The organism is Kosakonia sp. MUSA4 (assembly GCF_013085925.1).
GTDB classification, from domain to species: domain Bacteria; phylum Pseudomonadota; class Gammaproteobacteria; order Enterobacterales; family Enterobacteriaceae; genus Kosakonia; species Kosakonia sacchari_B.
Window position 1 is genome coordinate 888,364 of the sequence record NZ_CP025697.1, and the last position, 20,846, is coordinate 909,209.

The window sequence follows — 20,846 nt, forward strand, 5'->3', positions numbered from 1 at the left end:
CCGTCAGGAAGCGCATAGAAATAAGCCACACGTACCGCTGTTTATTCCAATTCGAAGGGGCTTATTTATGACCAATGTAAAATCACTGATGTCCAGTTTCCTGACCATTGATGACGCGCTGAGTCTCGACGGTGAAACCACCAAAGCGTTACAGCTCACCCATCTGAATCGCCTGCGCACCCTGGACGGCCACGCCAAATATTTCACCCGTGCACAAGGTTGCACCTTTATCGATGAGAACGGCGACAAGCACCTCGACATGATTGGTGCCGTCGGGGTGGTGACCGTTGGCAACAACAACGAGTTTGTCTGGTCCTGCCTGCAAAAATGCTTCGACAGCCGCCAGTTTATGATGGGGGCTATCTCTTATCACAACGTGGCGGCCGCGCTGGCGCATAACCTTTCGTTGCTGTCGCCGCAGGGTAAGCTCACCAAAGTGGGCACCGCAACGGGCGGGGCGGAAGCCATCGAAGGGATGATCAAAATGGTCAAGCTGGCGACCCGTACCAAACCGGAGAAAACCCATCTGCTGGCCACCCTTAACGCTTTCCACGGTAAAACCTCGGGGGCGGTCTCTCTGGGCGGCAAAGACAAATGGCGGGCCTACCAGCAGCCGACCCTCGCCAATATCGATCACATCGAATACGGGTCCGTGACGGCGCTGGAAAACGCGCTATCGACCGGCAAGTACAAGGCGTTTGTGGTGGAGCCGATTCAGGGGGAAGGCGGCATTATTGTGCCACCGGAAGGTTACCTGAAAGCGGCGCGTGCCCTGTGCGATCGCTATGACACGCTGCTGGTGGTCGATGAGATCCAGTGCGGCGCGGCGCGGACCGGCAAGTTCTGGTGCTGTGAACATGATGACATCGTCCCGGACTGCATCGTTTTTGCCAAAGGGCTTTCCGGCGGGCTGGTGCCGTTCGGCGGCTATCTGTGTAGCGAAGCACTGTACGAAGCCGCCTACGGCAGCCTTGAAACCTGTTATCACCACACCGCAACCTATCAGGAAAATACGCTCAGCGCTGCGGCGGCACTCGGCTCGCTGCAATTTATCCTCGAACATGACCTGTGCGGCATGGCGCAGCGTAAAGGGGAGTGGATGATGCAGCGCCTGCGCGAAGTACAGCAGCGTTACCCGGAGGTGATCAAAGAGGTTCGCGGCAAGGGGCTGATGATTGGCGTGGAGTTTGGCAAAATCCCGGCCGACCAGCAGGCGCAATTTGGCGAATATTACTCGGCGATGATTGCCGGAAGCATGGTGGAAAACTACCGCGTGCAGGTCAATTTCACCATCAACAACCTGGCGGTCTTCCGCTTCCTGCCGCCGCTGACCATCAGCGATGAGGAACTGGCCTACGGCATGAAAGCGTTTGAAGAGTCGGTTGCGCAGGTGGTTAACGCCGTGGCCAGCGCCACCGTAAATGCGTGAGGCTGAATATGGATTTTAGTTACAACATACATGTGAATGTGCTCTTTGGTCGCGGCAAAGCCGCGACGGTCGGGAGCGAGGTGGCGCGGCTAGGCAGCAAAGTCCTGCTGGTTACCGGGCGCACCAACTGCAAAAAAACCGGGCTGCTGGACCGTTGTTTACAGGCGCTGGCGCAGGCCAACGTCGTGGTGGAATTGTTCGACTGCGTGGAGGCCAACCCGTTGACCACCACCGTCGATCTGGGGGCCGAGCGCCTGCGGGAAACGGGCTGCAATGTGGTGCTGGGTATTGGCGGTGGCAGCGTTATGGATGCGGCAAAAGGGATCGCCTTTATGGGGCGGCACGCGGGGAAAATTACCGATTATCTGCATCTGGCACAGGTTGGGGGTGAATCAGTGCCGCTGGTGCTGATGACCACCACCGCAGGCACCGGCAGTGAAGGTAACTGTGTGGCGGTGTTCACCAATCCGTTTACCCATGACAAGCAGGTCTTTTTTACGCCGCAGCTTTTTGCCCGCACGGCGATTGTCGACCCGGAGCTGATGGTGACATTACCCGCTCAGATGGTGGCGGCGACCGGGTTTGATGCCCTGTCGCACAGTATCGAAGCACTGGTGGGAAATTTTGTCCAGCCCATGACTGAACTGATGGCCCGCGAAGCCATTGGCCTGCTCGCCCGCCACTTGCCGGTAGTTTATGCCGACGTGACAAATCTGGCGTCCTGGGAACAGGTGTGTTGGGCCAATACCCTTGGCGGCATGGCGATTGGTCTTTCCGCCTGTGGTTTACCGCACGCGATGGAACATCCGTTAAGTGGCCTGCGCAACATTACCCACGGTCTTGGTCTGGCGGCGCTTTATCCGGCGTTAATGGATTACGCCTGGCGCAGCAATTTTGCTGGTTTTGCCGCCGTCGCACGGGCCATGGACATCGCCGGGGAGTGTCAGATGATGTCGGAAATCGACAGCGCCAGGCACAGCATCGCGCTGGTCAGTCGCCTTATCATGACGCTGAATCTGGAGTTCACCCTCAGCGACTTAGGGGTAAAAATCGAGGATATCGACTGGATGACGGACAACTGCTGTAAAACCATGCAGGTCAGTATCCAGCAGAATCCTCGCCTCGCCAGTGCGGACGATATTCGTGCCCTCTATTTAGCCTGTTTATAACCCTTAGCGCCGCGCCGAATTCTGCGCGCGGCAATGATTATCGTATTAACGCGTCTGGCTCACGGGAGGCGGAACAAATGAATAGCGAATCACAGCTTAAGAAAAACAGTCTGGGTATTTGGTCGCTGATATTTTTTGTCGTGGCGGCGGCATCCCCGCTGACCGGCGTTGTCGGTGGTCTGCCGGTCGCCATTTCTGCCGGTAACGGCGCGGGGATCCCGGCGATTTATGTGATTGCCGGGCTGATTTTAATTGTCTTCTCGTTTGGCTATGTGGAGATGAGTCGGCACGTGACCAATGCCGGAGCGTTCTACAGCTACATTTCCTTAGGTCTTGGGCGCAATACCGGCGTGGCGGCACTGATGGTGGCGCTGTTGGCCTATTTTGCTATCCAGCTTGGAGTGGTGGCGCTGTTTGGCTTTTTCTGCGAAATGTACGTGCATGACCACCTCAATCTTCAAATACCCTGGTGGGTGTTTAGCGTCGGGATGCTGCTTGTCGTCTGGGGGCTGGGGATTGAAAGCGTCGAAGTTGGCGGCAAAGTACTGGGCGTACTGATGCTGATGGAAGTTGGCATTATGCTGCTGACAGATTTCGCCGTACTGTTCCATCTGCATGCCAGCGCGGTGCCGTTGAATCTCCGCTCTTTTATCCCGGATGTGGTGACGCAAGGGCATTTAGGCATTGCGCTTATTTTCACTATTGCCGCCTTTATCGGTTTTGAATCCACAGCGATTTATGGCGAAGAGTGCAAACAGCCGGAGAAAACCATTCCGCGAGCGACGCTTTTGGCGGTGGTATTGATTACCCTCTTTTTCACCTTCACCAGTTGGGTGCTGGTGCAGGCCTACGGCGTGGAGCAGATTGTCGCGGCGGCAACCACCAATCCTGGACGCTTTATTTTTGATATTGCCGATTCGGTGCTGGGGCGTTGGGCAGTGGAGATGATGTCGCTGCTTTTGATAACCAGCCTGTTTGCGGCGACTCAGGCCTTTCACAACAATATCTCGCGTTATCTGTTCAGCATCAGCCGGGATGGCTATCTGTGGAAGAAAATGTCTGCCATCCGCGCCGGAAAGGGCACACCGTATTTCGCCAGTTGCGTACAAAGCGTCATTATTATCGCCGCGTTGTTGCTGATGGTGAGTGCGGGGCTGGACCCGATGGTGGATATTTTTGCCTGGGGCTCGGCCATGGCGACGATGGCGATTTTACTGCTGCAGGCAGGGGTTTCCGTGGCGGTGATAGCGTACTTCTACCGCGCTTCGCTGACAGTGACACACTACTGGAGCCATTTTATTGCGCCGCTGCTGGCGACCATCAGCATGCTGGCCGCGCTGGTGATGGTGATTAAAAACCTCGACCTGCTTAGCGGTTCATCGTCCAGCACCATTTTTGTTATCCCCTGGCTGGTGTTTGGCATTGCCGTTTTTGGCTATGTGATGGCCTGTTGGGTACACAACCGTGAGGCGGTTAAAGCCACCGTTTAGACATAGTCACCCGCTTTCTTTACTGACGCCTGGTTTTGTCGTTTTCCTTGGCTCATTTTGCGTGTGTAGTAAGCCCTGGAGATAGGATCTCTGAGCGCTGCGAATGCTGACAGGAACAGCCCCCATCGCGAGGGGGCTTATTGCCCCGTCGCGATGGGGGCGCCGCATATGGATGAGCCTGAACGCCGGGTTACCTGCGCAAGACCGAAATAGGCCGCGAGATGTGCAGTGAAGGCGCGGCAGGCAATTTCTGTAAGGAGAGTCTTGCTGCGGTCGTGACACCGACCGAGGTCAGGACCGTGTAAATAGACCCGTTTTAGTTCCACGCACTTTTTGAGATTCCCGGATTTCTGACCCTGACCCAAAATCAGTGCAGTGCTAAATCAGAGATCTTCGTCTTTCTGGAGACTTCGGATAAATTCAGCCGGAGTCATGTCATTTAATGATGAATGCGTTCTCTCATGATTATATTCCCTGCGCCAGTTGTCGAGTTTCTCCTGCACATCTTCCAGTGATAAAAACCAGTGAATGTTCAGGCATTCGTCGTGCAGGCTACCGTTAAATGATTCAATAAACGGATTATCTGTCGGTTTTCCGGGGCGGGAGAAGTCCATCGTGACACCGTGTTCATACGCCCATTTATCCAGACTTTTCGAGATAAACTCGCTGCCGTTATCCGTCTGAATACGTACCGGCAGGCGCTTATCCAGCACCCGCAGCTCTTCCATCACGCTGACCACATCGTCTCCTTTCAGCGATTTTCCGGCATGGATCGCCAGACATTCCCGACTAAAATTATCCACTACAGTCAGTGCCCGAAAACGCCGCCCGTTAAACAGATTATCCGACACAAAATCCATACTCCAGCACTGATCGACATGCGTCAGCGTCGGGCGCTGCTGACGGCGTGCTGCACTGACATGCCTGCGGGGCCGCTTTCGGCACAGGTTCAGTCCTTCCAGACAATAAATCCGGTGGGTTTTCTTGTGGTTAACAGGCCAGCCCTCCCGGCGTAACTGGATATGAATGCGTGGACAACCGTAGTGTATCCGGGTTTCTGCTATCTCTCTGATGCGCAGGGTTATTGCCCGATCATCACGCCGGCTCAGCCAGTGGTAAACCGTTCTGCTCTGCATCAGCAGCCCGCAACCCCGCCGGACGCTGATACGGTAAGCCTCCAGCAGGAAATGCACCGCCTGGCGCTTCTGAGCCGGCCTCAGAACTTTTGCTTCAGCACCTCCTGAAGCATCTCTTTGTCCAGACTCAGATCAGCCACCAGTTTTTTCAGCCGCTGATTTTCATCCTCCAGGTGCCGCAGACGTCGCAGTTCCGTCACGCCCAGACCGGCAAATTTCTTTTTCCAGTTAATGGGATGGACTACCTCCTCCTGCTGCAGTTAACTGTACGAAATGCGTTCACCAGGAGAATCGCCATGAATATCGTATTTCTGGGTGTTGATCTGGCTAAAAATGTTTTTCAGCTCTGCGGATTAAACCACGCCGGCAAACTGGTTTATACGAAACGCACTGGCCGAAAAGAGTTACTTCAGACGCTGGCAAATATTCCAGCATGTCTGATTGGGATCGAAGCGTCCACCGGGGCATTTTACTGGCAGCGTGAGTTTGAGAAACTGGGGCACAAAGTAAAGGTCATCAGTCCTCAGTATGTAAAATCCTTTGTCCGCGGGCAAAAAAATGACGGTAATGATGCGCAGGCCATCGCAGTGGCTCTGATGCAACCGACAATGCAGTTCGTGCCGCCAAAAAGTCCGGAACAGCAGGATATCCAGGCTTTACACCGGGCAAGGCAGCGTATTGTTAATCACCGCACTGCGACAGTCTGTCAAATAAGAGGGCTGTTACTTGACCGGGGGGGCCCCCATTGGCAGTGCTGTCTCCAGAGCTCGCCGGGCTATTCCTCTTATCCTTAAAGATGCAGAAAACGGTCTGAGCCCCCGTATGCGCAGAACAATTGCGGAACTCTGTGATCTCTTTAATGATCTCGAGCGTCGGATCCATTTTTTTGATAAGGAAATTGAAACAGTATTCAGACAATCAGAAGCCTGTCAGCGTATTGCCAAAGTTAAAGGTATTGGCCCTAAAACGGCCACGGCCGTTTTTGCTGCTATTGGCAAAGGAACTGAATTTAAGAATGGCCGTCACTTTGCTGCATGGCTGGGTCTGGTTCCACGCCAGCACTCGAGTGGCGACAGGCAGGTGCTGATGAATATGACGAAAAAAGGCGACAGGCATCTACGGACACTTTTTATTCATGGTGCCCGCGCTGTCGTCAGGGTTGCCACGAATAACAATGAGGGTTATATGAACCAGTGGGTTAACCAGTTAAAGGAACGGCGAGGATTTAATAAAACGACCGTGGCGGTCGCTAACAAAAACGCGAGAATAATCTGGTCGATGCTGAGAAATGAGACCGAGTATCAGGTAGTGTGAAATAAATACCCTGTCAGCAAAAGTTGCAGCGTACTGAGAAATGGTTACAGGTTGCACCTGCACAATCGGAACCTGATTTTTATACTGGCCTCAGGGGCCGTCCAGTTGTTGAGGCGATTGTGTGCGGATTACCCATTTGGACACAGATTTTCCTGATGCCGGATAGATGTAAGCAACAACCCAAAACCAGATTCAGTACTTGCAAAACGGAGGTAGTCCATAGATGTAAAAGGTGGCCTCAGAAATGCCCATCTTTCTGCAGACTTCCCCGACGCGGGTGCCGGTTTCGGCCTGTTTCAGCGCAAACGCAATCTGTTCTTCGGTATAACGGGTCTTTTTCATGGCGATGTGCCTCCCGGCGAGATGGAAGAAAGACCGGATACTTCAGTTTAGACTGGCACTGTTTTCAGGGAGGAGATCAAAAAAACCGGAAATCTCAAAAAAGTACGTTGAACTAAAACGGATATGCTTACACTACTTCTGAACATATGATTTGCGCGCATATGCAATCGCATGCTGATTATTATGAGCCCAATCAAGTAGATACCTTAAAGGAGACAGGAATGATAAGCCCATATTACTCAGCTCATAGACTACTTGCAGAGGCTTACCAGATATGACTGTACGATTAATAAAGCCATCCTCTTCCAGTCGACTCAATGTTCTCGAAAGAACTTGCTTTGAAATATCGCCAATAGAACGCTGTAATGCATTGAAACGTTGAGGACCCGCAGCAAGGTGTCCGATAATCAAGAGACTCCAGCGATCGCCCACCCGATCGATTACATCGCGAACAACACAAGGCTGATTGAGGTCAGTGCCTTCTGGTGGTAATAGTCCATGCGGTGTTGCCACTCTTATCTCCTATAAATGGTCACTTTTATGTGACCAGGATACATCAAAGTGCCTAATTGTACATATCATAAACAAATTATAGAGTAAGTAACAAATGTAGACCGACTCATAAAGCACAGAATCGAACCTCACTGTTTGATAGATACACACTCATAATTTTTTTGAATGATTTTTTAATTGTTGAAAGTAACAGGATGATCAAGTATATGAAAATTACCGTAGCAGGTGGCACAGGTTATGCGGGTTCTGCAATTGCGCTCGAAGCCTCAAAGCGTGGACACCAAGTCACTGTACTATGCAGAAAAATCACCTCAGACAGAATTCAAAATGTTGAGTATATAGTAACTGATATTGAAAGCATTGATGTGAAATTATCAGGCGTGGATGTTGTTATAGGTGCACTCTCTCCACGCGGAGATAATGCTGGGAAACTGGCTCGAATCTACCATAAATTATCCAGAAAGGTGGCAGAAGCAGGAGCGCGTCTTGTCTTGGTGGGGGGATTTTCTTGCTTAAGACGAACGGCTGGCGCCCCCCGGATGCTGGAAGTAGAAGATTTTCCCGCTGATACGCCATATGACATTATTTCGGAAGCCAAAGAGAATCTTCAGGTACTCTATAGATTGCTTGAAGATACAACAGGTGTAGACTGGCTTTTTGTTTCTCCGGCATTAGAATTTTCTGCATGGTCGCCAGGTTCAGATATTGGTCATTACAGAATTGGGGACGACGTAGCATTATTCAATGAGGATGGAAAGTCAGCAATTAGTGGCATTGACTATGCTCGCGCGGTTATGGATGAAATAGAAAATCCAACACGCCATCGCGCCCATATAGGTGTTGCCTATTAATATATACGCATATTAAATAATTTTTCATTAAAACGCATCTTCCGTTTTGTTAGAGGCCTTAAAGAATATACACGGAAATTAGGGGCTTATTTTTACGCAAATAATCAGTTGTATTTTAATCCAACAGTTGTTAATTAAACACCTAAAGATTTGAATAGAATGGCGTAAACATATTCAAAAAACTGTCACTGGCTTGACTAATGATGATTTCCTTATGACTGAAAGTGATAAAGAAGGGTTGTCTCCCTATGTTTGGAAAATCACAGCTATAGCTGGATTAGGATCACTACTGGCTCAGCTTGATGCAACGATTGTCAATGTTTCACTATCAACTTTGTCAGACGAGCTTAACTCCAGCTTGTCAACCATTCATTGGGTAACCAGCGGATATTTACTGGCGCTCACACTTGTTATGCCCCTGAGCGGTTGGCTTATGGAAAGAATAGGTGGGAAAAAGCTCTACATACTTTGCTTCTCGACATTTACCTTTAGCTCTGCTCTCTGTGGTACAGCATGGTCTGCGGGTTCTCTGATAACATTTCGATTGATACAAGGACTAAGTGGTGGTCTACTTGCTCCTATGGCACAGATGGTGATTGCACGAGCAGCTGGAAACCAGTTTGCCAGATTTGCTGGATATGCGGCTTTCCCAATTTTACTTGGGCCATTGATAGGACCCGCAATCGCCGGTGTTGTGTTGCACTATGCCTCTTGGCGCTGGTTGTTTTATGTAAATGTCCCTGTCAGCATTGTTGCATTATTACTGGTAATAATGTTTTTACCCCAAGACTCTGTAGAAAAGATCCCGCGAGAACTCGACTGGCTTGGACTGGGGTTGTTGTCTCCCTGTCTGGTGCTTTTTTTGTTAGGAACCGAAAAAGCTGATCTCTGGCTGATTGCTGCTGCGGCATCATTGTTGATGATTTTTATTCATGTCGAGATAAGAAAAGATTCACGAGCACTGATTGATATAAGCCAATTCAAGAACAATCTTTTTTCTGTTGCGTCAATAGCACAATTTTTTTCAAATGGTGTAACGTTTGCAGGACAAATGCTTATACCACTTTTTCTTATTGATGTTTACCATCAGTCACCCGCAGCCGTTGGTTTACAGCTAGTTCCGCTTGGTCTGGGAATGATGATCTCAATCCCAAACATGGGCTATCTGACTAAAAAATTTGGGATTCGTTCCGTAGCCATTTGTGGTGCACTTTTATCAGTTGCAGGCACACTTGCTATATTAACTATTGCCGTTTATGGAATGAACAATAGCATTCTGACATTTTCATTACTAATACGTGGGATGGGGATTGGTGCATTAGGTCTACCAGCAATTACTGCAGTTTATACATCGATCGATAAAAAAAACATCCCAATGGCGACAACAACGCTTAACATTATTCAGCGCCTTGGCGGTCCGTCATTAACTACAGTCTGCGCAGTTTTTTTGACTAAAATTCAGCTTGTTCAGGAAGTTAATCCGACAGTGAATACCTGGGCCTATGCATTCCTTTTACTCTCATTCTTCCATATAGTAACACTTATTACTTCACTCGCTCTTCCACAAGGAAAAAACTTCAGGCACTAATATAATTTAAATAAAACTAGCCAATTACAGGCACATTAGTAATTCTGGAAAATGGATCTGCCAGAATTACTGTTTCTGAATGGAGCAGGATTTCGGGTCAGGGGCAATTTTGCACCGCGCATCCTCCTGTAGGATGTGCTCAGTTCCAACGCCATTGGTACCCTGAAAGATGAACACTTGGTCGTATGCCATGAGTTGTATATTGTTACGCCGAAGTGTTATCGGCATCGTGCGCACTGCCAACATCTCAAAGTGGGACTTGCTACACTCATACGGGTAAATAGTTAGTGGATTACTTTTATCTGTTGGCTACTATCCCGGATTCAGTCCACCTGCTAGCCTGTTCTACAGGCGAGCCTGCAACGACAGTTATTTTGTCCCGGATGTATCTATCGATTTGATTTTTTCGATGGCAATAATATTGCCTGACATCGCTTCATTCAGTACTTCCACTGCTGTGCTCGCATCGCGGTTCTTAATCGACATGTAGACCTTGATATGGGCTTCCACACTCTCAAGAGTGATGCCAAGTGCACGATTAAGCTCTTCAAGATAGTAGTAATAGACGTCTTTAATTGAGTTCATCACGTTGTAGAACACGCTATTGTGCGATGCCCTGACAATCGCCAGATGGAACTCGTAGTCCGCTTCCGAGTACTTTTTGTAGTCGCCCTTGTTGATCAACATATTGTTCAGAGCTTCTTCGAGCTGGCGAATGTCGTCGTCGGTGGCGTGCGTGACCGCGAGCTCCACGCATTTGAACTCCACGGTCTGACGGAAAATCATCATATCGTGGAACTCTTCGCGGCTGAGGTGCATGATCGGGCGGGGATCGTTACTCAACATCTGCGGGGTGAAGTTTTCGCTCACGTAGCTGCCGCTGCCCTGGCGTGTCACCACAATCCCCAGGTCGCGAAAGCGCTGGACCGCGCTACGTACGCTGACCCGGCTGACGTTAAATGAAGTGGTCAGCTCCGCTTCTGAGGGCAAGCGGCTACCCGGTGCCCAGCTGCCATCCAGTAGTTTGCCGCTTATCTGATCATAAATTTCATTTACAACATTCTGTTTTTGAATGGATTTTATGCTCAAGATGGGTATCCGCTAAGATGTCGCTGAAGTGGTTTATTGTATAACAATTCACTTTTAAGAACAAAGCGCCCTGTCGGGCGCTTCTCACCGTTAATCGAAACGAATGAGTACCTTAGCAGAGACATTTTTGTCTGTGGCGGTAATCAATGCGTCTTCAATTTGCTGGGGCGGGAACTCTGCACTGATAAGCGGGCGAGGATCGACGTGCCCATCTTCCAGCCAGCGTACCGCGGTGATGAACTCACCGATAAATCGGAATGAACCGACCCAGTTAAGCTCTTTAACCAGCATCGGCGACACCGGCCAGCTTACCGGGCTGGCCCCCATACCCACTTGGACGATGGTGCCGGCAGGGCGGGTGAAATCGACGGTGGATGCCACGGCAATCGGCGCGCCGGAGGCTTCAAACACGACATCAAAGTAGCCTTTATGCTGCTGATAATGGGCAACCTGTTCTTCATCGCGCGGATCCATCACCGCCGTGGCCCCCATCTGGCGTGCCAGTTCCAGGCAGCGCGGGCTGAGATCGGACGCCACCAGTTCAGATGCCCCGGCACAGCGCGCCGCCGCGAGGATCAGGCAGCCAATAGGGCCTGTACCAATCACGAGAACGCGTTTGCCGGTCAACTGCCCCGCCTTTTTTACCGCATGAATGGCGACCGCCAGCGGTTCCGAAAAAGCCATCACGTTTGCGGGCACGCGGTTATCGTAAGGAATGCATTGCTCCGGTTTTACCACTACGTACTCAGAGAAGCCGCCATTAACATGCGGATTGAACTGTGCGCTGCCCATAAAGCGCATGGAGCCGCACAGGTTTTGATGACCGGAAAGGCACATCTCGCACTGATTGCAGGGGCTGGACGGGTTCACCGCAACCGTCTGACCCACTTTCAGCTCGCTGCTCGCGGGCACTTTGCTGATCACGCCGACAAACTCATGGCCAATCACCATCGGATGTTTGAGGACAGACATCCCCGCGCGGCCATGCTGGTAGTAGTGAATATCAGAGCCACAGATACCGCCACAGGCGACCTTCACGACTACGTCATGCTCACCGTGCTCGATTTCACGTGATTCAAAGCGTACGTCTTTTTCCGCATGGGCCAGACAAGCATTACAGGTTATTTTTTCCATTTTGATAATGACCTCATTATTTGTTGGCAGTTGCCGGATTAATGGCATTCTCATCCACGGTGTCGGCATTCTTTTTTTCAGGCAGGATCACTTCAATTTTGCCCACCAGGAATATGTAGGCTAATAAGCCCAGTCCGGCGACGCCTGCGATATACCACATGGCATACTGGAAGTTTTGCGTACGCTGGAGAATAACCCCAATAACAATTGGGCTAACGATCCCCGAAAGATTGCCGCAAATATTTAAAAAACCGCCCATGGTGCCGAGGAAATTACGGGGGATCACATCACTCCAGACCACCCAACCCAGGTTTGAAAAGGCGTTAGCAAAGAACGCAACAGACAAAATGACAATCGCAATAACTGGCTGGTTTTCAAAGAAGTTCACCAGACCAATAATCATAGTGACGCACAGGCCAGCCATCACGGGTAATTTTCGTGCCAGCGTTCGGGATTTGCCTTTTTTCAGCAACATGTCGCTTAACGTACCGCCACAGAGCACCCCAAGCATCGCCATAATATAGGGCAGCATGGCACCCATCCCGGCTTTGGAAATAGAGAGATGCAGCCCTTTTTCCAGGTAAACAATAAACCAGGTGAGGAAGAAATAGAGCGTAGACGAGCAGGCAAACTGGGTGATGAACAAACCCCAAATCGTTTTTTTACTGAGGAAGAATTTAATATCTTGCCAGCTGATTTTCTCGCTAACCGCAGACTGGTTGGCTGAGCCGTAGCCGCCTCCCACCTTGATGTAATTCAGCTCGGCCTGGTTCACAGCGGTGCTGTGCTGTGGATCGCGATAATACATAAGCCAGTAGATGCCAAACAGAATCCCGGCGCCACCAGACAGATAAAACGACATTTCCCAACCGTAGTTAGCCACAATAAAGGCGAGGGCAGGGGTCAGCAGCGCGAGACCAAGGTATTGCGCACTGGAATAAATTGCGGTCGCACGCGCACGTTCATGGTCCGGGAACCAGGTGGCAATTATTTTTGTGTTAGACGGGAAGGACGGCGCTTCGGCAACGCCAATTAATGCACGGCAGGCCAGAAGCATCGCAAATGAAGCGGTTGCCGTCGCGAATAAATGGTGTGAGGCGAACCCCATCATAAAGGTAAAAATACTCCACAGAATAATCGCACCACCGTAAAGAATACGAGAGCCAATGCGATCAAGTACATAGCCAACAGGGATTTGACTCGCGGCGTAGGCCCAGGTGAACATGGAGAAAAGCAAACCCAGTTGTGTTGGCGTCAGACTGAAATCATTCTGGATATTCGAACCAGCAACGGCAAGATTGGCGCGATCCATATAATTAATTGCAGTCACAATAAACAGCAATGTGAGAATAAAGAATCGTTGTCTTGAAGCCTTCATAATAATACCTGTGTTATATCGGCATGCCATTGAGGTGAACATATGCCGTCAATTTTAAAGGCGAGTAGGTAGAGTACGGGCGGCTTATAACACGGCGAGCCAGCCACCATCGACGTAAATAATTTGCCCGTTGATATAATCTGATGCCTTGGATGATAAGAAGACGGCGGTGCCGATGAGTTCTTCCGGACGACCCCAGCGCTGAGAAGGGTTGCTGCTTTTCACCCAGTTGTCGAACTGCTTGTCTTCGATAAGCGCGGTGTTCATATCCGTCAGGATGTAACCCGGCCCAATGGCGTTGGTCTGGATATTAAACTGCGCCCATTCTGCGGCCATCGAGCAGGTGAGCATTTTGATGCCGCCTTTTGCCGCCGTGTACGGGGCAACGGTCGGGCGGGCCGCCTGGCTGGTGAGCGAGCCTATATTAATGATTTTGCCGCCGCTGTTGCGCGCAATCATCCGCTTCGCCGCCGCGCGGGAGACCAGGAATGCGCTGGTCAGGTTGGTGTCGATCACCTTCTGCCAGTTTTCCAGCTCCAGCTCGATCATCGGTTTGCGGTACTGAATGCCGGCGTTATTGATCAGGATATCAACACTGATCTCCTCTGCATCGAGTTTGCTAAAAGCCGCCTCAATCGCCTGTTCATCGGTGACGTCGAAAGCCACGCCGTGTGCGTCGTAGCCTTTACTCGCCAGCGTATCCACCGACTCGGCCAGCAACGTGTCGCGGATATCATTCAGGATGACCCGTGCGCCCGCAGCAGCAAGCCCCTCTGCGTAGGCAAAGCCCAGCCCACGTGCAGAGCCCGTTACCAGCGCCGTTTTCCCGGTTAAATCAAATAAAGCGGTCATGTTGTTTCCTCACTTGTGTTTAATATGTATGACGACTGTCTTATTAGAGGTTGAATTTTCGCCTGGATAAAATCAACAACTCGCCCGTGAATTTGCAACAAGGATCACAAATAGACACAAATATCTGTCGTCAAATAACAATTAATACATTGAATTAAATGTAAAAATTTAAATTTTACTGCACGCAATTTGATCGCAGTCACAGAATGATGCTCTCGTTGTTACGCTATAAAAGAAGCGTGATATAACAACGCCAAGTTGTAGGACAACTTACAAATAAGTATCATGTCGTTCTTCACTGTATGACATGCCGTAAATTCGCTGAATTGAGGAGTGAAAGTGAGTAACCTGAAAATCACTAATGTGAAAACGATTCTGACAGCACCGGGTGGCATTGATTTGGCTGTCGTTAAAGTCGAGACCAACGAACCGGGGCTGTATGGGCTGGGATGCGCGACATTTACCCAACGTATCTTCGCGGTAAAAAGCGCGATCGATGAGTACATGGCACCTTTTCTGATTGGCAAAGATCCGACACGTATTGAGGATCTCTGGCAGTCAGGGGCGGTGAGTGGATACTGGCGCAATGGACCGATTATGAACAATGCGTTATCCGGTGTGGATATGGCGCTGTGGGATATCAAAGGTAAGCTGGCAGGCATGCCGGTTTATGACCTGCTGGGCGGCAAATGTCGCGACGGGATCCCACTGTACTGCCACACCGATGGCGGCGATGAAGTGGAAGTGGAAGATAATATCCGCGCCAGAATGGAAGAAGGCTACCAGTACGTGCGCTGCCAGATGGGGATGTATGGAGGTGCGGGAACCGATGACCTCAAACTAATCGCTACGCAGCTGGCGCGTGCAAAGAACATTCAGCCGAAGCGTTCACCGCGCAGTAAAATGCCCGGTATCTACTTTGACCCGGATGCCTATGCAAAAAGCGTCCCGCGTCTGTTCGACCACCTGCGTAATAAGCTCGGCTTTGGCATCGAATTTATCCATGATGTGCATGAGCGTGTGACCCCGGTTACCGCCATTAACCTGGCCAAAACGCTCGAACAGTATCAGCTGTTTTATCTTGAAGATCCGGTTGCGCCGGAAAATATCGACTGGCTGAAAATGCTGCGCCAGCAGTCTTCCACGCCAATTTCCATGGGGGAGCTGTTTGTGAATGTGAATGAGTGGAAGCCGCTCATTGACAACAAGCTGATCGACTATATTCGCTGCCACGTGAGTACCATCGGCGGCATTACACCGGCGAAGAAACTCGCCGTCTACAGCGAACTGAACGGTGTGCGCACCGCATGGCACGGGCCAGGAGACATTTCCCCTGTGGGGGTTAGCGCCAATATGCATCTTGATTTGAGCTCGCCCAATTTTGGTATTCAGGAGTACACGCCAATGAATGACGCACTGCGCGATGTTTTCCCGGGCTGCCCGGAGATAGACCGCGGCTATGCTTATCTGAATGATAAGCCAGGTCTGGGGATCGACCTTGATGAGGTCAAGGCGGCGAAGTATCCGTGTGAGGGGGGGATACCATCCTGGACAATGGCGCGCACACCGGACGGTACGGCATCAAGACCGTAAACAATGAAGGCCCGGTTGGCGTCTACCGGGCCTTATTCCTGTCTTCCTCAATCGCCTGGACCCCGAATTTGTCAATATTTCCAACTCTCTCGAAACGGTTTTTGATATATCCAGACAGACGTTCTCCATGTGTCTGTGAGCAGCTCATCAGGAGGCCAGAATTTTAGATATCTATACTTGTCATTCAACCTCCCCAGGATATCTTAGCCTGTATACGGCAAACCGGCGAAGTGCTGTAGCCTTTTTCTTTTAACCTGCCGGTAATGCATGACTTTTTAGTACCATCCTAATCCGCCAGCTTACCCCGGTATTCTACAAAGAATATGTACCCACACAATTCCCTGTTTTTGCCGCTGGCGGCAGCTCAGCCAGTTCTTATGCGACATGGTGGCCATCAGGTCGATAAGCATATTATTGATGGCAGTTATTACAGTATGGGTGATTGGGTCAGCCTGCGAAGGATCTTTATCTGGCAGCGACCGGCATAAAAATAGGTTCCGTTAAGTTTTTCCATCATATCCATTCCTGATGCTCCACCTGGAGCATACGTTAACCCTATCTGCGTCGGTTATTTATCAGCCAAGTCAAATATTGTATGCGTACTTTAGCGTTGGCACGCCGGTTCGGACAGCTGCATATCCGCATGTAATAACAATAAAAAACTGCGTATGAATCGCCACGGGTTTAACAGACACCTCTGAGTCATTTAAAATGGCTTAAAAGAGAGGTGCACATGAGCAGTAAGCGTTACCCTGAAGAGTTTAAAATTGAAGCTGTCAAACAGGTTGTTGATCGTGGTCATTCTGTTTCCAGCGTTGCAACACGCCTCGATATCACTACCCACAGTCTTTATGCCTGGATAAAGAAGTTCGGACCGGACTCTTCCACCAACAAAGAGCAGTCAGATGCTCAGGCCTAGATCCGCCGACTCCAGAAGGAGCTGAAGCGGGTTACTGACGAACGGGACATATTAAAAAAAGCCGCGGCGTACTTCGCAAAGCTGTCCGACTGAGGTACGCCTTTATCCGTGACAACTCCTGTTGTTGGCCTGTTCGTCTGCTCTGTCGGGTGCTGAATGTTCATCCGAGTGGGTTTTACGCCTGGCTTCAGCAGCCGCATTCACCACGGCATCAGGCGGATCTCAGGCTGACAGGACAAATCAAACAGTTCTGGCTGGAGTCCGGTTGCGTTTATGGCTATCGCAAGATCCATCTCGACCTGAAAGATAGCGGGCAACAATGTGGGATTAACCGGGTCTGGCGGCTGATGAAGCGTGCCGGGATAAAGGCTCAGGTTGGGTATCGAAGCCCACGATCGCGTAAAGGTGAAGCCAGTATCGTGACACCCAACAGACTCCAGCGGCAGTTCAACCCGGAAGCACCGGATGAACGGTGGGTAACGGACATAACGTACATCCGAACCCACGAAGGCTGGCTGTATCTTGCCGTAGTTGTTGACCTGTTCTCGCGCAAAGTTATCGGCTGGTCAATGCAACCGCGGATGACAAAAGATATTGTTTTGAATGCGCTTTTGATGGCCGTGTGGCGACGTAATCCCCAAAAACAGGTTCTGGTTCATTCTGATCAAGGTAGTCAGTACACAAGCCATGAGTGGCAGTCGTTCCTGAAATCACACGGTCTGGAGGGTAGTATGAGCCGTCGTGGTAACTGTCACGACAACGCAGTTGCAGAAAGCTTTTTCCAGCTACTGAAGCGTGAACGGATAAAGAAAAAGATTTACGGAACACGGGAAGAAGCACGCAGCGATATTTTTGATTACATCGAAATGTTTTATAACAGTAAGCGTCGACATGGTTCGAGCGATCAGATGCCACCGACGGAGTATGAAAACCAATATTATCAACGACTCGGAAGTGTCTAGATTATCCGTGGCTATTCAGCGGGATACTTACGTCACCACTGGAAAAGGCGCTTCAGGACTATGTGCTGACTGACGGTAAGCTCCACGCTGATGACACGCCCGTCCCGATGTTGTTGCCAGGTAATAAAAAGACGAAGACCGGGCGGTTGTGGACATACGTTCGTGATGACCGCAACGCCGGGTCAGCGAACTGCTACCCTGGCGCATCACACTGCCAACTGAATAACAGAGCCCCGTCAATACGGCTCTCGCTGTACGCTTACGTTTTTTCTTCTTTTACTTTGGGTTGTTACGAATTTGTGAAAAATGAGTGAGCAAATTCGACACAAGAAACAAAGTGTATAGATATGTGTATATGTTTATTTTTGAATGTATATAATGTTATTAATAACAATAAATTAGCATTCATGTTTCGTTCCTATTATCGCACCACTTAACCACGCGGCTTCACGCGATATTCACCAGACCAACCACTCCCTCTTGCGCCATTTTGTGTCATTTCCGGCCTGGAACGCATCAATCTGCATGGCGTGTTGCGTCAGGTGATTCGGTGCCAGATGTGCATAACGTTGCACCATCTCGATACACTCCCGGCCACCCATTTCCTGTAATGCGCTTAACGCCCCGCCGGACTGAACCAGCCAGCTCGAGCATGCCGGGCGCAGACCATGAAAACGGAAATAATCGATCCCCGTCCGCCTTAACGCAGCGTACCGCGGCGACCCTTATATCGTCGTACAAGTGCGTCATATTGCCGCCTCATTCAGAAGGGGATATGGATACCCACGATTTTAGTGAGGATTTGTCGGTTAACCCATTCATACACCCCATTTTGTCGGTATTAGCAGGGTATACGGTTGCCAGTTACCGGAGTCGATGAAGTTAACTGGCGGATACGGCATTTGGCGGTGTAGTTGTGTATACGCCTTGCTGCGCCACCGATGCATTTGTGATGACGCCTGAAGAAACTGACACAATGATAATTTTTGCAGTACCTTAGCCTGTGGAGTTGGTAACTATCAGGTGATAACCAAGGTAGAGAAAATTTGTATTCAGGTAGTACCTGAACCAACAGTATAAGAAATGAGGCCATCAGATAATGGCCTCAAATAATAATCATTTTATCTGAATGCCAATTTGATTAATAAACCACTCAGAACCTTGATTAGTAAGATGAGCATTATCCCATTGCATAGGTATGACCGGGGACTCACCTATTGTAGCCTTACATGCAGAGGTATTGCATAAAACTTCAAGTGCTGATATATATTTCGCGTTTTCATCATGTTCCACGATTGATTTTATTTTTTGATCATTATCACGAACTTGTTTTTTACTTTCAAACAGAGCGACTGGTAAAGTCTTTTGTGCATTAAGACCATGAATTTCAATTTCTTTAGGTAAGGGTTCATGCCAGAAAGGAAATGGCCCGATGACAAGGGTTCGGATTCCTGATTTACTGAGTTCTTTCAGAGTGCTGGATAAGTAGTCTTTAAATGGATACTGTGACCAAAACGCAGCCATTATTACCAATTTGGGCTTGCTGAGTAAAATTTCATTAAATACATGGGTGTTAATGTTTTTGCAGTGGGGTCTTTGATTATTTTCGGCATTCAAAAGTGGGCCACACAAGCTGGATGTTCTCTGAGCTATATTTTCACCTTTTAAGGATAACATCAGACCCGGCATAAGTTGTGCCGCATGGGAGTCCCCCCACACAACGATTGATTCGTGTGTTATTTTATCGTTGCATTTCAAAAAATCGCTATAGTCTTGAGTTGGGTTGAGAAAGCAAGTGTCTGGTCGCCACTTTTCATTGTTAAATCTAAAACTAACAATATCATTCACATCACCTTTGAGTCTGAATGCCATGCCGTTCGTATAGAAAGAAAAAAGGCATAGCACAACTATTGATATGCCTGCAATTAAATCGGTTTTTACTTTTTGTTTTTGCCTTAATGGGGTTTCCACTAAATGATATGACAGGTTTGCAATGATAAAAGATATAAGAATACCAAATGCAATATTCATAAAGCAAAAGGTGATATTATAATGTCGCATTAGTACAATGACGGGCCAATGCCAGAGATACCATGAATATGATACTGAACCTATGTATTGAAGTATTTTATTGCGAATAAAACGAGAGTTCTGATTGTTTGATGCTATTATAATTGCCGCGCCGGCAACGGGTAATGCTGTGTAAATATTTGGCCATGAATTGGTGTTATCAATATTATATATTGAATATATTACAAGGAGAGTACCTATTATAGTTAAGAAAGGCCTGCTCTTTAATTTTCCATGATGGCCGCTAAAAACATATATCAGCCCACCAGACACCATTTCCCAGGCACGTGCTGATAGGGAGTAAAAAAGGTTTTCATTATTTCTGAATAAGTTAAATGCTACGGAGGTGAATGATATAATAAATAGAGTTAATAATGCTATTTTGATAGGGATCTTTATTTTATTTATGAGTAAAATGATAATTGGATAAAGTAAATAAAACTGCCACTCAACAGATAAAGACCATGTGTGAAGGAAAAAGTTATTTTCAGATGATGTATCAAAATAACTTGAATGTAATGCATAGTATTTATTTGAGAAAAAGAGTAATGATGCAATGGCGTTTATATTTAGTTCTTCATACTCTTTGGTGCTTAGTATAAAAAAACCTGCAATCATCATAAAAATTACAACGAAACATAAGGCTGGAAAAATTCGTAAAAACCGTGATGTATAGAAACTTATTAATGTAATTGGTTTGTCTTTTTTTGTTATTATTCCTGTCATTAAAAAACCTGAAATCACAAAAAATATATCAACACCAATAAATCCACTATTAAAGTAGGGGGTTTTGAAATGATATAAAACGACAGCGATAACTGCTAATGCTCTAAGCCAGTTGATATCATGACGAAATGAAGTTTGTGCCATTATTCGTTATTCCGTGCCCGTAATCAAAAATATATTAAAAAAGAACAAGTTATATATGATACTTTTACTGCTTAATTTTCGTAACATGAACCGCTAATGCATTATTCCATATTTTTCATGTGAATAATGAGTAAACTATATATGATT

The 20,846-nt window shown here is 48.7% G+C and carries 12 protein-coding genes and 8 pseudogenes; 9 read left to right on the plus strand and 11 right to left on the minus strand.

The window, feature by feature from the left end; genetic code table 11:
• The first annotated feature begins 67 nt into the window (after nucleotides 1-67).
• The 3 genes from C0557_RS04155 to C0557_RS04165 all read left to right on the plus strand — a co-directional run bounded on the left by C0557_RS04155 (nucleotide 68) and on the right by C0557_RS04165 (nucleotide 4,088).
• Nucleotides 68-1,429 (plus strand): aspartate aminotransferase family protein, encoded by a 1,362-nt coding sequence (locus C0557_RS04155; RefSeq protein ID WP_208657590.1) that lies wholly within the window; start codon nucleotides 68-70, stop codon nucleotides 1,427-1,429.
• A gap of 8 nt (nucleotides 1,430-1,437) precedes the next feature.
• Complete coding sequence (locus tag C0557_RS04160) at nucleotides 1,438-2,598, plus strand: iron-containing alcohol dehydrogenase (RefSeq protein ID WP_208657591.1); 1,161 nt, start codon at nucleotides 1,438-1,440, stop codon at nucleotides 2,596-2,598.
• A gap of 77 nt (nucleotides 2,599-2,675) precedes the next feature.
• Nucleotides 2,676-4,088 carry an APC family permease gene (locus C0557_RS04165; RefSeq protein WP_208657592.1) on the plus strand — a complete coding sequence of 471 codons (1,413 nt, stop codon included), beginning with the start codon at nucleotides 2,676-2,678 and terminating at the stop codon, nucleotides 4,086-4,088.
• Nucleotides 4,089-4,099: 11 nt separating this feature from the next.
• Here C0557_RS04165 and C0557_RS04170 read toward each other — a convergent pair.
• Both C0557_RS04170 and C0557_RS04175 read right to left on the minus strand, forming a co-directional pair.
• A pseudogene (locus C0557_RS04170) lies at nucleotides 4,100-4,395 on the minus strand (transposase); the annotation flags it as partial.
• Between the two features lie 76 nt (nucleotides 4,396-4,471).
• Nucleotides 4,472-5,454, minus strand: a pseudogene (locus C0557_RS04175) (IS3 family transposase); the annotation flags it as partial.
• Nucleotides 5,455-5,520: 66 nt separating this feature from the next.
• Between C0557_RS04175 and C0557_RS04180 the strand changes: the two are divergent.
• Nucleotides 5,521-6,538 (plus strand): annotated as a pseudogene (locus tag C0557_RS04180) (IS110 family transposase).
• A gap of 225 nt (nucleotides 6,539-6,763) precedes the next feature.
• Here C0557_RS04180 and C0557_RS04185 read toward each other — a convergent pair.
• Nucleotides 6,764-6,880: pseudogene (locus C0557_RS04185) on the minus strand (transposase); the annotation flags it as partial.
• A gap of 132 nt (nucleotides 6,881-7,012) precedes the next feature.
• The gene (locus tag C0557_RS04190; protein ID WP_208657593.1) at nucleotides 7,013-7,393 is read right to left on the minus strand and encodes a helix-turn-helix domain-containing protein; all 381 of its coding nucleotides are present in this window, start codon (nucleotides 7,391-7,393) and stop codon (nucleotides 7,013-7,015) included.
• Between the two features lie 206 nt (nucleotides 7,394-7,599).
• Between C0557_RS04190 and C0557_RS04195 the strand changes: the two genes are divergently transcribed.
• Both C0557_RS04195 and C0557_RS04200 read left to right on the plus strand, forming a co-directional pair.
• Complete coding sequence (locus C0557_RS04195) at nucleotides 7,600-8,244, plus strand: NAD(P)-dependent oxidoreductase (RefSeq protein WP_253073780.1); 645 nt, start codon at nucleotides 7,600-7,602, stop codon at nucleotides 8,242-8,244.
• Between the two features lie 214 nt (nucleotides 8,245-8,458).
• The gene (locus C0557_RS04200; protein WP_208657595.1) at nucleotides 8,459-9,832 is read left to right on the plus strand and encodes a DHA2 family efflux MFS transporter permease subunit; all 1,374 of its coding nucleotides are present in this window, start codon (nucleotides 8,459-8,461) and stop codon (nucleotides 9,830-9,832) included.
• Nucleotides 9,833-10,201: 369 nt separating this feature from the next.
• Here C0557_RS04200 and C0557_RS04205 read toward each other — a convergent pair whose 3' ends face one another.
• The 4 genes from C0557_RS04205 to C0557_RS04220 form a co-directional block, all read right to left on the minus strand.
• A complete protein-coding gene (locus C0557_RS04205) occupies nucleotides 10,202-10,921 on the minus strand; it encodes a FadR/GntR family transcriptional regulator (RefSeq protein WP_208657596.1) in 720 nt (239 codons plus the stop codon).
• A gap of 90 nt (nucleotides 10,922-11,011) precedes the next feature.
• Complete coding sequence (gene idnD / locus C0557_RS04210; RefSeq protein ID WP_208657597.1) at nucleotides 11,012-12,103, minus strand: L-idonate 5-dehydrogenase; 1,092 nt, start codon at nucleotides 12,101-12,103, stop codon at nucleotides 11,012-11,014.
• Nucleotides 12,072-13,433 carry an MFS transporter gene (locus tag C0557_RS04215; RefSeq protein WP_208662779.1) on the minus strand — a complete coding sequence of 454 codons (1,362 nt, stop codon included), beginning with the start codon at nucleotides 13,431-13,433 and terminating at the stop codon, nucleotides 12,072-12,074. The genes idnD and C0557_RS04215 overlap by 32 nt, the downstream gene beginning before the upstream one ends.
• A gap of 84 nt (nucleotides 13,434-13,517) precedes the next feature.
• Nucleotides 13,518-14,285, minus strand: a complete 768-nt coding sequence (locus tag C0557_RS04220; RefSeq protein ID WP_208657598.1) for an SDR family oxidoreductase — start codon at nucleotides 14,283-14,285, stop codon at nucleotides 13,518-13,520.
• Nucleotides 14,286-14,624: 339 nt separating this feature from the next.
• Between C0557_RS04220 and C0557_RS04225 the strand changes: the two genes are divergently transcribed.
• On the plus strand, nucleotides 14,625-15,878 hold the full coding sequence (locus C0557_RS04225) for an enolase C-terminal domain-like protein (protein WP_208657599.1): 1,254 nt from the start codon (nucleotides 14,625-14,627) through the stop codon (nucleotides 15,876-15,878).
• Nucleotides 15,879-16,167: 289 nt separating this feature from the next.
• On the opposite strand, the pseudogene C0557_RS27630 reads toward C0557_RS04225, so the two are convergent.
• Nucleotides 16,168-16,360 (minus strand): annotated as a pseudogene (locus tag C0557_RS27630) (resolvase); the annotation flags it as partial.
• A gap of 251 nt (nucleotides 16,361-16,611) precedes the next feature.
• Here C0557_RS27630 and C0557_RS04230 point away from each other — a divergent pair.
• Both C0557_RS04230 and C0557_RS04235 read left to right on the plus strand, forming a co-directional pair.
• A pseudogene (locus tag C0557_RS04230) lies at nucleotides 16,612-17,759 on the plus strand (IS3 family transposase).
• Between the two features lie 26 nt (nucleotides 17,760-17,785).
• Nucleotides 17,786-17,944, plus strand: a pseudogene (locus tag C0557_RS04235) (transposase); the annotation flags it as partial.
• 273 nt (nucleotides 17,945-18,217) lie between these two features.
• Here the strand turns inward: C0557_RS04235 and C0557_RS04240 are convergent.
• Nucleotides 18,218-18,469: pseudogene (locus tag C0557_RS04240) on the minus strand (tyrosine-type recombinase/integrase); the annotation flags it as partial.
• 406 nt (nucleotides 18,470-18,875) lie between these two features.
• Nucleotides 18,876-20,699, minus strand: coding sequence for an acyltransferase family protein (locus tag C0557_RS04245; RefSeq protein ID WP_208657600.1), 1,824 nt, complete (start codon nucleotides 20,697-20,699; stop codon nucleotides 18,876-18,878).
• Nucleotides 20,700-20,846: the final 147 nt, after the last annotated feature.

Bases quoted from the DNA above. Each gene is read 5' to 3' on its own strand.
- C0557_RS04155 (WP_208657590.1), top strand. From the start codon at position 68: ATGACCAATGTAAAATCACTGATGTCCAGTTTCCTGACCATTGATGAC.
- C0557_RS04160 (WP_208657591.1), top strand. From the start codon at position 1,438: ATGGATTTTAGTTACAACATACATGTGAATGTGCTCTTTGGTCGCGGC.
- C0557_RS04165 (WP_208657592.1), top strand. From the start codon at position 2,676: ATGAATAGCGAATCACAGCTTAAGAAAAACAGTCTGGGTATTTGGTCG.
- C0557_RS04195 (WP_253073780.1), top strand. From the start codon at position 7,600: ATGAAAATTACCGTAGCAGGTGGCACAGGTTATGCGGGTTCTGCAATT.
- C0557_RS04200 (WP_208657595.1), top strand. From the start codon at position 8,459: ATGACTGAAAGTGATAAAGAAGGGTTGTCTCCCTATGTTTGGAAAATC.
- idnD (WP_208657597.1), bottom strand. From the start codon at position 12,103: ATGCCATTAATCCGGCAACTGCCAACAAATAATGAGGTCATTATCAAA.
- C0557_RS04215 (WP_208662779.1), bottom strand. From the start codon at position 13,433: ATGAAGGCTTCAAGACAACGATTCTTTATTCTCACATTGCTGTTTATT.
- C0557_RS04220 (WP_208657598.1), bottom strand. From the start codon at position 14,285: ATGACCGCTTTATTTGATTTAACCGGGAAAACGGCGCTGGTAACGGGC.
- C0557_RS04245 (WP_208657600.1), bottom strand. From the start codon at position 20,699: ATGGCACAAACTTCATTTCGTCATGATATCAACTGGCTTAGAGCATTA.